Below are 15,284 nucleotides of genomic sequence, written 5' to 3' on the forward strand. Positions count from 1 at the left end.
GTTCTGTATCTGTTCTTGCAGTTTGGCGGAGAATTTCTCTGCCGCTTTCTTCCACACAAAACTATACTTGTTGGCATTGGCTTCAATCTTAGTACCATCAATAAACAGACAATCTAAGGTCACTAACTCTTCCATTTTTAAACGAAGATTGAGGTCCATGAAAAGATTACGTATGAGTTCTTCCATCCCTTCAGCGACTCGAAAACGATTGATGGTGCGATAGCTGACAACCAACGGTCCTGTTAGGTATTGCATAGCGAGATTTTCAATCATCATTTTTTCGATTTTTCGTCCAGAGAAAATCCCTTGTGGATAGGCAAATAGAAGAGTAGCTATAAGCATTTTAGGGTGATAAGACGGACGAGCAAAGGCATGATAGAAGGCATGGAAGTAACAATCTTCCAAGGTATTCACCACTCTTTCAATAGTAAAGACGAGATGGTCCTGTGGAAAGAAAGAACTGATTTCTAGTGGTAAAGTTGTTTGATTTGTGTTATAGTGAATATGCATGGGATGGCCTTTCTAAATGGTTTATTAAGCAATTCTATTTTACCAAGACTATCGCAACCATGCAAAAAAGCAACGGCAAATCCGTTGCTTTTTTTTGGAGATAAGAGACTATTGTCCCAGACTCTTTAATCTTGGATATATTTCTTAATTGTGGCTTCATTAAGCCCTACTGTACTTACATAATAACCTTCCGCCCAGAAATGCGGATTCCCAAACTTGTACTTGAGATTAGCGTGTTTGTCAAACATCATGAGTGCACTTTTTCCTTTTAAATAACCCATGAAACTTGAAATACTTATCCTTGATGGAATACTTACTAACATATGTACATGGTCTGGCATTAAGTGACCCTCGATAATTTTAACTCCTTTATAACTACACAAACGATGAAATATTTCGCCTAAACTACTTCGATATTGATTATAGATAACTTTTCGTCTATACTTAGGGGTAAACACAATGTGATACTTACAGTGCCACTTTGTGTGCGATAAACTATATACCTTTTGTGCCATATTTTTCTCCTTTCGCTTTACAATTGGCTTGAACACCTTTATTGTATCGCGTTTGGAGTTTTTTGGGTATAACCTTCGACACGCACCCGCATAGCGGGTGGTTTTTTTGTCTCGCACCTAACGGATCGAGACAGACTAATAGTCACATAATTAGCCTTAATCTTTTCCTATAAAAATTGCATGCTACTATCACGTTGCAAACTTCATTTTCCGTTTAATCGTTCAATAGAAATATAGTAAATTACGATTCCCCTATTTTATCATAGGCTGTTTTCTTGACTTTACCAAGCTTTTATTTTAATATATATGTATAAATATATAGGGAGGTTTATGATGAATATATTGCTGTCTAAAACTGAACAAGACTTGCTATTCTTACTGGAAGAATTAACCAAACACCACGATTGGATAGAAATTCCAGACTTGGCTAAGAAGCTGAATTTTTCAATAGAAGAATTGCAAGAAAACCTTTTTAAGCTTGAACAATTATTTCCAAACCTCCTGCTTCAATCAAGCAAAAAAGGCATTCAATTGCAGTTTGACTTCCAAAACGCCTTGGATCCCAGGACTGCGATTTTTAAACAATCTGAAACCTACTCCTTTTTGAACCAGTTGTTTTTCAATGAGGGACAATCACTCGAGCAAATGTGTCAAGAACTTGTGATGAGCTGCGAACGAGTTCAGGAAATCATCCAGCATCTAAATACTAAACTTCCACAACATTATGGCATCAGCATCCAACTTTCCCCTTTAGTCATGGAGGGAACAGAAGAGGACATTCGTGCCTTTTATCTAGACTACTTTAGCCAAAGTTACGACTTTCTTGATTGGCCCTTCCCTTCTATTTCTGAAGAAACACTGACTCACCTGATTCAGTTATTTTTGGATGCCCAACAAGTTTCACCCAACCTCAGTAGCTTACGGCAAATCAAATATACCCTAGCTATCAATCTGGAGCGGTTTAATAAGAGTCACTTCATTGAAAGTCCTACTCCCCTTTTAACCAGTCACTACAGCACCCTCATGCAGATTACCCAGTTTGAACAAAATATCAAAAAACTGGCTAGAAATCTCTGTTTTGAACCGACAAAGGAAACACTGGAACAGCTATTTTCAAACCCAATCAAGTTCCCTCAAATAACAAACAAGCCTAACAACGGAGCGCTGGGTGATATTCATCATATCCAAAAATCCTACCGTTTATTGAGCCAAATCTTAGAAGAGTTATCTAAAGAATTTCACCTACAGATTGAAAATCGCGAGGAATTGATTTGGCTCCTCCACTACACTGCCCAATCTGATTTTCTACACCCACTCAGCAACAAGTCTCTTGAAAAACAAAAGTCTCTACTTTTAACCAATTATCAAAAAGAATTTCCAAAACTATTTGAAGTAAGTCAACACAAATTCCAATCTTACCTTACTGAAATGGGGCTAGAAAATCACCCAAGTAAGCTACAAGAACTTGTCTACACCTTTTCTATCCAAGGGCAACGAATTTTAGTCCAATTACTTCAAAAACTTCCCAAAATACGTGTTTTAGTCATTAGTCATTTGGATAGTCATCACGCACAAAACCTTATCGACACCCTTGCTCACTACGGCAATAATCTCTATCTCTTTGATTCTTGGGAAGAATCTGCGATTTCTTTCTCAATTCTCAATCAAATTCCTCACGATATTATTATCACTACCTTTCCTGTCACCAACTCTCCTAAACCACTTATCTACAATCGTAACTTCTCTACTTCAGAATTATTTCATCACCTTCACCTTCTTGCTTCTCAAATTCATAAAGAAAGACTGGCTTAATCGTAACAAAATTTGTTGCGATTTTTTCTTTTATTTTAATTTCAGGAAAACGCTTGCATCTTATTTTACTAAGTGCTATACTGATGATAGAAATTTATTGATTGGAGAATCATTATGAGAAAAATACCATCTCAAACTGAGAAAAAAATGGTTTACAGCATCCGTTCCCTCAAAAATGGAACTGGTTCTGTCCTTATTGGAGCAAGCCTTGTCCTGCTTGCCATGGCTACACCAACTATCTCAGCAAACGAAAATACTACAAGCAATAAGGGAACTAGTAATGAAACTACTACTGCCCTTGCACAACCTCTTACTGATACAGTAGTTAACTCTGGTAAGAACGAAAGTGATATTTCTTCGCCTAATAATGCAAACGCTTCCCTAGAGAAAACAGAAGAAAAACCTGCAACAGAGGTACCCACTCCTGCTGCAACCCCAGCCGATTCAGCCCCACAAACCGGACAAGATCGTTCAAGTGAACCAACTACTTCTACGAGTCCAGTAACGACTGAAACTAAGGCAGAAGAACCAATAGAAGACAACTACTTCCGTATCCATGTCAAAAAGCTTCCTGAAGAAAACAAGGATGCTCAAGGACTATGGACTTGGGACGATGTTGAAAAACCATCTGAAAACTGGCCTAACGGAGCCTTGTCCTTTAAGGATGCCAAAAAAGATGACTATGGCTACTACCTAGATGTCAAATTAAAGGGAGAACAAGCCAAGAAAATTAGCTTCCTCATCAATAATACAGCTGGGAAAAATCTAACCGGCGATAAATCGATAGAAAAACTGGCACCAAATATGAATGAGGCTTGGTTGGACCAAGAACACAAGGTTTTCTCTTACGAGCCACAACCTGCAGGAACTATTCGCGTCAACTACTACCGTACAGATGGCAACTATGACAAGAAATCTCTCTGGTACTGGGGAGATGTGAAAAATCCAAGTAGTGGTGAATGGCCTAACGGAACAGATTTTACGGCTACAGGCAAATATGGTCGCTATATCGATATTCCACTCAAAGATGCAGCTAAAGACCTTGGATTTTTATTACTAGACAGAAACAAACAAGGAGACGATGTGAAAATCCGTAAAGAAGATTATAAGTTCACAGATTTAAAAAATCATAGCCAAATTTTCCTAAAAGACGATGATGAATCGATTTACACAAATCCATACTATGTCCATGATATCCGTATGACAGGAGCCCAACACGTAGGCACTTCTAGCATTGAGAGTAGTTTTTCAACACTTGTCGGTGCTAAAAAAGAGGATATCCTCAAACACTCCAACATCACTAATCACCTAGGAAATAAAGTAGCTATCACCGATGTTGCAATCGATGAAGCTGGTAAGAAAGTGACCTACAGTGGAGATTTCTCGGACACAAAACATCCTTATACCGTGAGCTACAACGCTGACCAATTCACTACCAAAACAAGCTGGCGTCTGAAAGATGAGACTTACAGTTATGATGGCAAACTTGGAGCTGACCTAAAAGAAGAAGGAAAACAAGTTGATTTAACCCTTTGGTCACCAAGTGCTGACAAGGTTTCTGTCGTTGTCTACGACAAGAATAACCCTGAAAAAGTGGTTGGAACTGTCGCTCTTGAAAAAGGGGAAAGAGGAACTTGGAAACAAACTCTAGATAGCACAAACAAACTCGGAATCACAGATTTCACTGGATACTATTATCAATACCAAATCGAACGTCAAGGTAAAACTGTTCTTGCACTCGATCCTTACGCTAAGTCCCTCGCTGCTTGGAATAGTGACGATGCTAAGATTGACGATGCCCATAAAGTGGCTAAAGCCGCCTTTGTAGATCCAGCCAAACTCGGACCTCAAGACTTGACTTATGGTAAGATTCACAACTTCAAGACTCGTGAAGATGCCGTTATCTACGAAGCTCATGTGCGTGACTTCACTTCAGATCCTGCCATTGCAAAAGACTTGACCAAACCATTTGGTACCTTTGAAGCCTTTATTGAAAAACTAGACTATCTCAAAGACTTGGGTGTGACCCACATCCAGCTCCTTCCAGTCTTGTCTTACTACTTTGTCAATGAATTGAAGAACCATGAACGCTTGTCTGACTATGCTTCAAGCAACAGCAACTACAACTGGGGATATGACCCTCAAAACTACTTCTCCTTGACTGGTATGTACTCAAGCGATCCTAAGAATCCAGAAAAACGAATCGCAGAGTTTAAAAATCTCATCAATGAAATCCACAAACGTGGTATGGGAGCTATCCTAGACGTAGTGTATAACCATACAGCTAAAGTCGATATCTTTGAAGATTTAGAACCAAACTACTACCACTTTATGGATGCTGATGGTACACCTCGCACTAGCTTTGGTGGTGGACGCTTGGGAACAACCCACCATATGACCAAACGGCTCCTAGTTGACTCTATCAAATATCTGGTTGATACCTACAAAGTAGATGGATTCCGCTTCGATATGATGGGAGACCATGATGCCGCTTCTATCGAAGAAGCGTACAAGGCTGCACGCGCCCTCAATCCAAACCTCATCATGCTGGGTGAAGGTTGGAGAACCTATGCTGGTGATGAAAACATGCCTACTAGAGCTGCTGACCAAGATTGGATGAAACATACCGATACTGTCGCTGTCTTTTCAGATGACATCCGTAACAACCTCAAGTCTGGTTATCCAAATGAAGGTCAACCTGCCTTTATCACGGGTGGCAAGCGTGATGTCAACACTATCTTTAAAAATCTCATTGCTCAGCCAACCAACTTTGAAGCAGATAGCCCTGGAGATGTCATCCAATACATAGCAGCCCATGATAACTTGACCCTCTTTGATATCATTGCCCAGTCTATCAAAAAAGACCCAAGCAAGGCTGAGAACTATGCTGAAATCCATCGTCGTTTGCGACTTGGAAACCTCATGGTCTTGACAGCTCAAGGAACTCCATTTATCCACTCTGGTCAGGAATACGGACGCACCAAACAATTCCGTGACCCAGCCTACAAGACCCCAGTAGAAGAGAACAAGGTTCCAAACAAATCTCACTTGTTGCGTGATAAGGATGGCAATCCATTTGACTATCCTTACTTCATCCATGACTCTTACGATTCGAGTGATGCTATTAACAAGTTTGACTGGACTAAGGCTACAGATAGAAAAGCATATCCTGAAAATGTCAAGAGCCGTGACTATATGAAAGGTTTGATTGCCCTTCGTCAATCTACAGATGCCTTCCGACTTAAGAGTCTCCAAGATATCAAAGACCGTGTCCACCTCATCACTGTTCCAGGCCAAAATGGTGTGGCAAAAGAGGACGTGGTAATTGGCTACCAAATCACTGCTCCAAACGGTGATATCTACGCAGTCTTTGTCAATGCGGATGAAAAAGCTCGCGAATTTAATTTGGGAACTGCCTTTGCCCACCTCAGAAATGCTGAAGTTTTGGCAGATGAAAACCAAGCAGGACCAGTCGGAATTGCCAACCCTAAAGGACTTGAGTGGACTGAAAAAGGCTTGAAATTAAATGCCCTTACAGCTACTGTTCTTCGAGTCTCTCAAGGTGGTGCCATCGTTGCCCCAGCTGTGGAAGAAAAACCAGAATTTGACCTTTCTAGCTTAAAACAAGAACAAGGGCAATATAATATCCAAGACAATATTCCAAACCGAGTAGTCAAACCGGAACAGCAAACTCCAGCTCCACAAACTAAACCTGATTCTGCAAAACCAGATGCAAAAGTAGCCGATGCGGAAAATAAACCTAGCCAAGCTACAACTGATTCACAAACTTCACAACCAACACAAGAAGCACAAGCATCATCTGTAAAAGAGGCGGTTCAAAACGAATCGGTAGAAAACTCTAGCAAGGAAAATAAACCTGCCCCCCTAGCTAAACAAGCTGAACTTCCAAATACAGGAACCAAAAACGATCACAAACTCCTGTTTGCAGGAATTAGTCTCCTCACCCTTCTAGGTCTCGGTTTCTTACTAAAAAACAAAAAAGAGAACTAAACTAGCCCTCCTATAGAACAATCCCCCAAGCCTTAACGCTCGGGGGATTGATTTTTGCACAATATTTGCCGTCATAATAAACTCGATTAGGATTTTTTATTAAGACTCTTCTAAAATCAAATTCAAACCACGTCAGCTTCACCTTGCCGTACTCAAGTACAGCCTGCGGCTAGCTTCCTAGTTTGCTCACAAGAAAAAGCCTAGATAACTAGACTTTTTTAGCTTATTCTACCGTTACTGATTTAGCAAGATTACGTGGTTTGTCCACATCAAGGCCACGGTGGAGTGTTGCAAAATAAGCGACTAATTGCGTTGGCACAACCATTGAAATTGGTGAGAGGTAAGGGTGGACGGTCGTAAGAACGATGTCGTCTGTATCTTTGGCAACATTTTCTTCTGCAATAGTGAGAACCTTGGCACCACGGGCTGCCACTTCTTGGATATTTCCACGAGTGTGGTTGGCAAGGACTGGATCTGACAAGAGGGCCAAAACAGGCGTTCCTTCTTCAATCAAGGCAATGGTTCCGTGCTTGAGTTCTCCTGCCGCAAAACCTTCACACTGGATGTAAGAAATCTCTTTGAGTTTGAGACTTGCTTCCATGGCTACGTAGTAATCTTGACCACGTCCGATGTAAAAGGCATTGCGAGTTGTTTCAAGAAGCTCACGAACCTTGGCTTCGATGGTTTCTTTCTCTGAAAGAGTTGATTCGATAGACTGAGCTACAATTGACAACTCATGCACCAAATCAAAGGCTTGTGCTTTGGTATTTCCATTTGCTTCTCCGACTGATTTTGCAAGGAAGGCAAGGGCTGCGATTTGCGCTGTATAAGCCTTGGTTGAGGCTACGGCAATTTCAGGTCCTGCATGAAGGAGCATGGTATGGTTGGCTTCACGTGAAAGAGTTGAACCTGGGACGTTTGTCACTGTCAAGCTTGGGATACCCATTTCATTAGCCTTAACCAAAACCTGACGGCTATCCGCTGTTTCACCAGACTGACTGATAAAGATGAAGAGTGGTTTCTTGCTGAGAAGTGGCATACCATAGCCCCACTCAGATGAAATTCCAAGTTCTACTGGTGTATCAGTCAATTCTTCCAACATTTTCTTAGAAGCAAATCCTGCGTGGTAAGATGTCCCAGCTGCAAGGATGTAAATGCGGTCTGCATCTTGAACAGCCTGGATGATAGCTGGTTCTACGACAACTTGACCAGCCTCATCTGTGTAGGCTTGGATGAGTTTACGCATAACAGTTGGTTGCTCATCAATTTCCTTGAGCATGTAGTAAGGGTAAGTTCCCTTACCGATATCTGACAAATCAAGCTCAGCAGTATAGCTAGCACGCTCACGACTATTACCATCATAGTCTTGAACTTCTACACTATCAGCCTTGACGATTACCAACTCTTGGTCATAAATTTCCATGTATTGGTTGGTTTCACGAATCATAGCCATAGCATCTGAGCAGACCATGTTATAGCCTTCTCCAAGACCAATCAAAAGTGGTGATTTATTTTTAGCTACGTAGATGACTTCAGGATCTTGTGAGTCAACCAAGGCAAAGGCATAAGAACCACGGATGATATGAAGGGCTTTTTTGAAGGCTTCAAGAACTGACAAGCCATCTTCTTCCGCAAATTTTCCAATCAAGTGAACGGCGATTTCCGTATCTGTTTGCCCCTTGAAGTGGTGACCTGCAAGGTATTCTTCCTTGATTTCAAGGTAGTTTTCAATCACCCCATTGTGAACCAAGACAAAACGTTCTGTCTCAGAGCGGTGTGGGTGAGCATTGTCCTCAGTTGGTTTCCCGTGAGTTGCCCAACGAGTATGTCCGATACCAGTTGTTCCCTCCACACCAGCTGTCTTGGCAGACAATTCTGCAATACGACCAACCGCCTTGACCAGATGGTTTTCAGCACCACCTAGGACAAAAATCCCCGCAGAATCATAACCACGGTATTCGAGCTTTTCAAGCCCTTGAATCAAAATATCAGTTGCATTTGTGTTTCCAACAACACCAACAATTCCACACATAGTATATACGACACAGACCAGCTGTGCTTTCCCCTTAAAATTGGTATAGTCTGATTCCTCTTTTATAGAATCAGCAAAAACAGTATATACTTGTTTCTTTCACTTGTCAAGAGCAAAAATTGGTATAGTTCAAATTAAGCTCCTGTAAGCAAAAGACTCTGACCAATTAAAATCATTAGTCAGAGTCCTTTTTAAAATCCATTATTGTCGCTTAATTCCTTGAACCAGTGCCCTGATTTCTTCAGACGACGTTCTTGCGTTTCCAAGTCTAATTCAACCAAACCATAGCGATTTTTATAGCTGTTGAGCCATGACCAGCAATCAATAAAGGTCCAGATTAAGTATCCTTTACAGTTGGCTCCATCTTCAATAGCACGGTGAAGTTCACGAAGATGACCTTTTACAAAGTCAATACGGTAATCATCTTGAATCATTCCATCTTGACGGAATTTTTCTTCCCCTTCAACACCCATACCATTCTCAGTCAACATCCACTCGATATTGCCATAGTTTTCCTTGATATTTTGGGCAATGTCATAAATCCCTTGCTCATAAATTTCCCAGCCACGGTGAGGATTAATTTTACGTCCAGGCATCACATAAGGCTCGTAAAAATGTTCTGGTAAGAGTGGACTCTCTGGATGCTTAGCAAATCGAGGAGCCATAACACGCAAAGGTTGATAGTAGTTGACACCAAGGAAGTCCACCGTATTGTCACGAATGAGCTCCAACTCCTCCTCTGTAGCATCAGGTAAGAGCCCATATTCATGCAAGATTTCTACCAACTCCTGTGGATAAGTCCCCAAAACAGATGGATCTAAGAAAGATTGGGCCTGAAAAAGGTCCGCAATACGAGCAGCATTGACATCAGCAGGATGCTGGCTACGTGGATAAGCCGGTGTCAAGTTTAAGACAATCCCAATCTTGGAATCTGGCAAAAGTTCATGACAAGCCTTAACCGCCCGACTGCTGGCCAATTGTGTATGATAAGCTACTTTAACGGCTGCTTCTGCATCCACCTTATGTGGATAATGGGCATCGTAAAAATAGCCAAATTCTACTGGAACGATGGGCTCGTTAAAGGTAATCCATTGATCCACTAAATCTCCATAAGTCTCAAAACAAAAACGAGCATAGTCTTCATAGGCTGAGACAGTCGCCTTATTTTCCCAACCATCACCATCCTCTTGAAGAGCAAAAGGCAAATCAAAATGATAAAGATTCACTAAAAGACGAATCCCTTTGGCCTTAATAGCCTCAAAAACCTTACGGTAAAAGTCTACACCTTGAGGATTGACTTCCCCACGCCCTTGTGGAAAAATCCGTGACCACTGAATAGAAGTCCGAAAGGCCGTGTGACCAGTTTCTAACAGTAGCTCAATATCCTTTTCCCAATTTTCATAAAAGGTCGATGTCTTATCTGGACCAATCCCATTATAATAACGATTTGGCTCCACTTGGTACCAATAATCCCATAGATTATCTCCCTTACCGTCACCAGCTACACGTCCTTCTGTTTGTGGTCCAGAAGTAGAGGATCCCCAGACAAAATCCTTTGGAAATCTTAGCATACATTTACCTCTTTATCTACTCATTTTTCCCATTATACAGAAAAAACAAGGTAAAAACTAGTTACATTTTTTCCTTGTTTTTCTTCTGATTATAGTTTTTATTTCTTGCTGAGGATTTCAAGCGTTTCAAGCAAGTTATCTGCATGAACTTCGATGGTGTCACCAGTCGCTTTAATCTTCACTTCTACGATTCCATCGGCTGCTTTCTTCCCAACAGTGATACGGATTGGCAATCCAATCAAGTCGCTGTCGCTAAATTTGACTCCGACACGTTCGTTACGGTCATCCGTCAAGACTTCGTAACCAGCTCCCATCAAGCTTGCTTCAAGCTTTTCTGTCAAGGCTTGCGCTTCATCATCCTTAACATTGACAGTAATCAAGTGCACATCAAATGGTGCCAATTCTTTAGGGAAGTTGATTCCCCAAGCGTAACGGTATTCACCTTTTGGCGTTTTGTTAACAAAGAGGCGAGCGTGTTGCTCCATCACTGCTGAAAGGAGACGGCTGACACCGATACCATAACATCCCATGATAATTGGCACAGCACGGCCATTTTCATCCAAAACATCTGCTCCCATGCTTGCTGAATAGCGTGTGCCAAGTTTGAAGATGTGACCAATTTCGATACCACGCGCAAAGTTAAGGACACCTTGTCCGTCTGGAGAAATTTCACCCTCACGAACTTCACGGATATCCACATATTCTGCAGTAAAGTCACGGCCTGGGTTCACACCAGTCAAGTGGTAGCCATCTTCGTTAGCACCGACAACTGCATTGCGAACATCTTGCACCTTACGATCTGCAATAATTTTAACATTCTCTGGCAAACCAACTGGTCCAAGTGAACCAAATCCTGCTTGAACAACATTCGCCACTTCTTCTTCGCTAGCAACGTCGAAGAAATCTGCTCCCAAGTGGTTTTTCAACTTGACTTCGTTGAGTTGGTCATTTCCAACTAGAAGGGCTGCAACAAGCTCACCATCTGCCATGTAGAAGAGAGTTTTAATTGTTTGTTCTTCTGGAACATTGAGGAAGGCTGCAACTTCATCAATTGATTTAACATCTGGAGTTGCAACACGAGTCACTTCTTCTTCAGCGACAACACGGTTGCTTGGTTTGTACTCATTTGTTGCCATTTCCAAGTTAGCCGCATAGCTAGATTCACTTGAGTAAGCAATGGTATCTTCACCAGAAACCATCCATTTAAGCAATTCTGCCTTGATTTCTTCTTGCACTTCTGCAGGAATCTCATCAAATGAAGCAACTGACTTGTCCAAGACAACCCAGCGGTCAAGGTCTGTACGAGCAGGTGTAATGGCCATAAATTCTTGGCTGTCCTTACCACCCATAGCTCCACCGTCACCAATAATTGCCTTGAAATCTAAACCACTACGAGTGAAAATACGCTCATAAGCAGCTTTGTACTCATCATAAACACTGTCCAAGCTATCATAGTTAGCGTGAAAGCTGTAAGCATCCTTCATGATGAACTCACGTGTACGAAGAAGTCCATTACGTGGGCGTTTTTCATCACGATACTTAGGTTGGATTTGGTAAAGGTTGAGTGGCAATTGCTTGTAAGACTTAACAGAATCACGGACAATAGCTGTAAAGGTTTCTTCGTGAGTTGGACCTAGGATAAAGTCTGATTTTTCACGATTTTTTAGTTTGTAAAGGTCCTCACCATAAGTTTCGTAACGACCTGATTCGCGCCACAATTCTGCACTAAGAAGGGCAGGAGCCAACATCTCAACTGCACCAATCTTGTCGAATTCTTGGCGCATGATATTTTTAGCTTTTTCAATCACACGATTTGCAAGTGGTAGATAAGAATAAACACCTGCAGATACTTGGCGAACATAACCAGCACGCAACATAAGAGCATGGCTGATAACTTGAGCATCGCTTGGCATTTCGCGAAGCGTTGGGATAGGCATTTTACTTTGTTTCATAATATTCCTCGATTATCTAAAAAAGAGTCGCATGATGTCATTCCAGGTCACAGCAATCATCAAGACAACCATGATGACCACTCCGGCCAAGGTGACATAGGTTTCAATTTCTTGTTTCAATGGTTTGCGGCGAATGGCTTCTAGGATATTGAGCACAATCTTACCACCATCCAGGGCTGGAATCGGAATAAGATTAAAAATCCCAATATTGATGGAAATTATTGCCAAGAAGTACAAGACATTCTCAATTCCATTTTTAGCAGCATCACTACTTGCCTTAAAAATAGCAACAGGTCCACCTAGCTTGTTCAAATCCGGTTGGAAAATCAGATTTTTCAGAGCTGAGAGAATTCGGAGAGCCGAGTCAGCAGCAGTTGTAAAACCACCTACAAACATGGATAGAAAATCTGACTTAATCCCCGGTTGAACACCTAGAAGGTAACGGCCTTGACTTTCTTCCGGACTAACAGTGACTTGTTTGTCACTACCATTTTCAGAAATAGTCACATCCAAGGTCGGGGCCGTCTTATCTTTGGTTTCTGATTCCACAGCCTGAATCAAACTTTCCCAGTTGCTAACCTCATGTGAGCCAATCTTGGTAATCTGTGCCGTTTCTGGTACTCCCACCTTAGCCAAGGCCCCTTGAGGCATGACATGGAACTGATTGGTATCAACATCTCTGACACCACCCTGCATAAAGATTAAAATCCAAAAAACAACGACACCTAAGATAAAGTTGTTCATAGGACCTGCAAAATTGGTAATCAGTTTCCCCCAGATAGTTGCATTTTGATATTGAACATCTAAAGGTGCAATCCGAACCTCAGTACCATCTGCTTCCACAACCGTTGCATCGTGATCTACTGCAAATGTTTTTTCTTCTTCCAGAACCAAGCCCCTGATAAAGAGCTTGTCTTCAAAGTCAAACTGGGTCACCTGCATAGGAAGAGCTGTTTGATCCAATTTTTTACCTGAAAGATTAATGCGTTTAACCTTACCATCATCAGTAAGCGTCAAACTGACAGGAGTCCCTGTTTTGATTTCAGTCGTATCATCACCCCAACCGGCCATGCGAACATAGCCCCCAAGAGGCAAGATTCGAATGGTGTAGGCCGTTCCATCCTTGCCAATATGAGCAAAGATTTTGGGACCCATACCAATGGCAAATTCACGCACTAGAATTCCTGATTTCTTGGCAAAGTAGAAGTGTCCGAACTCGTGCACCACTACAATAATTCCAAAAACCAGAATAAAGGTTAAAATTCCGAGCATAGTATTTCCTCCGTCTTTTTATTAAAAGAGTCCAAACAAGTGCATAATTGGAAATACAAGCAACATACTATCGAAACGATCCAAAACACCACCATGTCCAGGAATAAATTTCCCAGAATCCTTGACACCAAAGTGACGCTTGATCGAACTTTCTAGTAAATCACCAAATTGTCCAGCAATGCTAAAGAAAATAGCAAAGACTGACATCTTGTAAATTCCATACGGAAGAGCAACTGTTCTGTCAAACATCATAAAGATGATGGTTACTAAAATCGCACCTAAAATACCACCCAAGGCACCCTCAAAGGTTTTATTTGGAGAAACTGTCGGAGCTAATTTTCGTTTACCATAGTTCATTCCTATAAGATAGGCACCACTGTCTGTCGCCCAGACAATACACAAGGCCAAGAGAGCCTTATCTAAACCTGCAACGCGAGCATCTAGTAAAGCATTAAATCCAAAGCCAACATAAAAACTCATAGCAAGCGGGAAAACCGCATCCTCAATCGTATAAGACTTGCTAAAAACGGTCGTTCCTAACATGATTGAAATCAGAACACTATAGGCAACCACATTCCCATCAACTGGCAAAAAAGTCAGGTAATTCTCCAAGGGAATGGTCAAGGCAAAGGTTGCAAAGAGAGTCAAGAGGCCCTCCATAGTCATGGTCTCTAGACCTCTCATCTTCAAAAGTTCATGCATGGCTAGCATGGCTATGATTCCAATTGCTATCTGAAGCAAGAGTCCCCCAATCATTAAAATTGGTAGGAAAATAGCCAGGGCAATTCCTGCAAACAAGGTTCTTTTCTGTAAATCCTGTGTCATATTTCCTCCTAAACTCCTCCAAATCGGCGATGACGACGATTGTAGGCAAGAATGGCTTCCTGCAAGGCTACCTCGTCAAAATCAGGCCACAAGGTATCTGTAAAATAGAGCTCACTGTAGGCTCCCTGCCATGGAAGGAAATTGCTCAAACGCAATTCTCCACTAGTGCGGATAATCAAGTCTGGGTCTCGTAACTCCTTAGGCAAATGCTGGGTGAAGAGATAGTTGCCAATCAATTCCTCTGTGATGTCACCTGGGTTGATTTTGGCATCTAACACATCCTGAGAAATCAACTTAAGAGCCTGTGTAATCTCAGCACGTCCACCATAGTTGAGGGCAAAATTAAGAATCAAACCTGTGTTGTTCTTAGTCAATTCCTCAGCTTTAGTCAGAGCTTCAAAGGTTTGCTTAGGCAGGCGGTCTGTTTCCCCAATCATTTGAATCTTAACATTATTCGCATGCAATTCCGGGACATAATTATCATAAAACTCTACTGGCAAGTTCATGATAAACTTGACTTCCTGATCTGGACGGGTCCAGTTTTCTGTAGAAAAAGCATAGACCGTAATAACCTTAACGCCTAGTTTGTTGGCTGCCTTGGTCACAGTTTGCAATGCTTCCATGCCCGCCTTGTGTCCGAAGACTCGCGGTTGCATACGTTTTTTAGCCCAACGACCATTGCCATCCATGATGATGCCGATATGAGCAGGAACCTGTGTCGGAACCTCTACTTCCACAGCCTTATCTTTCTTAAAAAATCCAAACATGATCTTATTCCTATTCA

General features: G+C 41.6%; 9 protein-coding genes and 1 pseudogene. 2 read left to right on the forward strand and 8 right to left on the reverse strand.

Features of this window, described 5'->3' with window-relative positions; genetic code table 11:
* Both B7692_RS05670 and tnpA read right to left on the reverse strand, forming a co-directional pair.
* On the reverse strand, positions 1-510 hold a 510-nt coding region (locus B7692_RS05670; RefSeq protein WP_142360030.1), incomplete at its 3' end, for a transposase.
* A 128-nt stretch (positions 511-638) separates the two neighbouring features.
* Positions 639-1,025 (reverse strand): annotated as a pseudogene (tnpA, locus tag B7692_RS05675) (IS200/IS605 family transposase); the annotation flags it as partial.
* A 333-nt stretch (positions 1,026-1,358) separates the two neighbouring features.
* Here tnpA and B7692_RS05680 point away from each other — a divergent pair.
* On the forward strand, positions 1,359-2,837 hold the full coding sequence (locus B7692_RS05680; RefSeq protein ID WP_084930173.1) for an AcpB/EbpR/MafR family transcriptional regulator: 1,479 nt from the start codon (positions 1,359-1,361) through the stop codon (positions 2,835-2,837).
* A gap of 114 nt (positions 2,838-2,951) precedes the next feature.
* Positions 2,952-6,848 (forward strand): pullulanase, encoded by a 3,897-nt coding sequence (locus B7692_RS05685; RefSeq protein WP_084930174.1) that lies wholly within the window; start codon positions 2,952-2,954, stop codon positions 6,846-6,848.
* Positions 6,849-7,071: 223 nt separating this feature from the next.
* Here the strand turns inward: B7692_RS05685 and glmS are convergent, their stop codons facing one another.
* The 6 genes from glmS to B7692_RS05715 form a co-directional block, all read right to left on the reverse strand.
* The gene (glmS, locus tag B7692_RS05690; protein WP_084930175.1) at positions 7,072-8,880 is read right to left on the reverse strand and encodes a glutamine--fructose-6-phosphate transaminase (isomerizing); all 1,809 of its coding nucleotides are present in this window, start codon (positions 8,878-8,880) and stop codon (positions 7,072-7,074) included.
* A gap of 191 nt (positions 8,881-9,071) precedes the next feature.
* The gene (bglA, locus tag B7692_RS05695) at positions 9,072-10,451 is read right to left on the reverse strand and encodes a 6-phospho-beta-glucosidase (protein ID WP_084930176.1); all 1,380 of its coding nucleotides are present in this window, start codon (positions 10,449-10,451) and stop codon (positions 9,072-9,074) included.
* Positions 10,452-10,549: 98 nt separating this feature from the next.
* Positions 10,550-12,403 (reverse strand): proline--tRNA ligase, encoded by a 1,854-nt coding sequence (locus B7692_RS05700; protein ID WP_084930177.1) that lies wholly within the window; start codon positions 12,401-12,403, stop codon positions 10,550-10,552.
* Between the two features lie 12 nt (positions 12,404-12,415).
* A complete protein-coding gene (rseP, locus tag B7692_RS05705) occupies positions 12,416-13,675 on the reverse strand; it encodes an RIP metalloprotease RseP (protein WP_084930178.1) in 1,260 nt (419 codons plus the stop codon).
* Positions 13,676-13,696: 21 nt separating this feature from the next.
* The gene (locus tag B7692_RS05710) at positions 13,697-14,500 is read right to left on the reverse strand and encodes a phosphatidate cytidylyltransferase (protein WP_084930179.1); all 804 of its coding nucleotides are present in this window, start codon (positions 14,498-14,500) and stop codon (positions 13,697-13,699) included.
* Between the two features lie 8 nt (positions 14,501-14,508).
* Positions 14,509-15,267 carry an isoprenyl transferase gene (locus B7692_RS05715; protein WP_084930180.1) on the reverse strand — a complete coding sequence of 253 codons (759 nt, stop codon included), beginning with the start codon at positions 15,265-15,267 and terminating at the stop codon, positions 14,509-14,511.
* Positions 15,268-15,284: the final 17 nt, after the last annotated feature.

Origin of the sequence: Streptococcus mitis (assembly GCF_002096925.1) — a bacterium.
GTDB classification, from domain to species: domain Bacteria; phylum Bacillota; class Bacilli; order Lactobacillales; family Streptococcaceae; genus Streptococcus; species Streptococcus mitis_AF.

Excerpts from the sequence above, each read along its gene's own strand:
- B7692_RS05680 (WP_084930173.1), top strand. The coding sequence starts at position 1,359 with ATGAATATATTGCTGTCTAAAACTGAACAAGACTTGCTATTCTTACTG.
- B7692_RS05685 (WP_084930174.1), top strand. The coding sequence starts at position 2,952 with ATGAGAAAAATACCATCTCAAACTGAGAAAAAAATGGTTTACAGCATC.
- glmS (WP_084930175.1), bottom strand. The coding sequence starts at position 8,880 with ATGTGTGGAATTGTTGGTGTTGTTGGAAACACAAATGCAACTGATATT.
- bglA (WP_084930176.1), bottom strand. The coding sequence starts at position 10,451 with ATGCTAAGATTTCCAAAGGATTTTGTCTGGGGATCCTCTACTTCTGGA.
- B7692_RS05700 (WP_084930177.1), bottom strand. The coding sequence starts at position 12,403 with ATGAAACAAAGTAAAATGCCTATCCCAACGCTTCGCGAAATGCCAAGC.
- rseP (WP_084930178.1), bottom strand. The coding sequence starts at position 13,675 with ATGCTCGGAATTTTAACCTTTATTCTGGTTTTTGGAATTATTGTAGTG.
- B7692_RS05710 (WP_084930179.1), bottom strand. The coding sequence starts at position 14,500 with ATGACACAGGATTTACAGAAAAGAACCTTGTTTGCAGGAATTGCCCTG.
- B7692_RS05715 (WP_084930180.1), bottom strand. The coding sequence starts at position 15,267 with ATGTTTGGATTTTTTAAGAAAGATAAGGCTGTGGAAGTAGAGGTTCCG.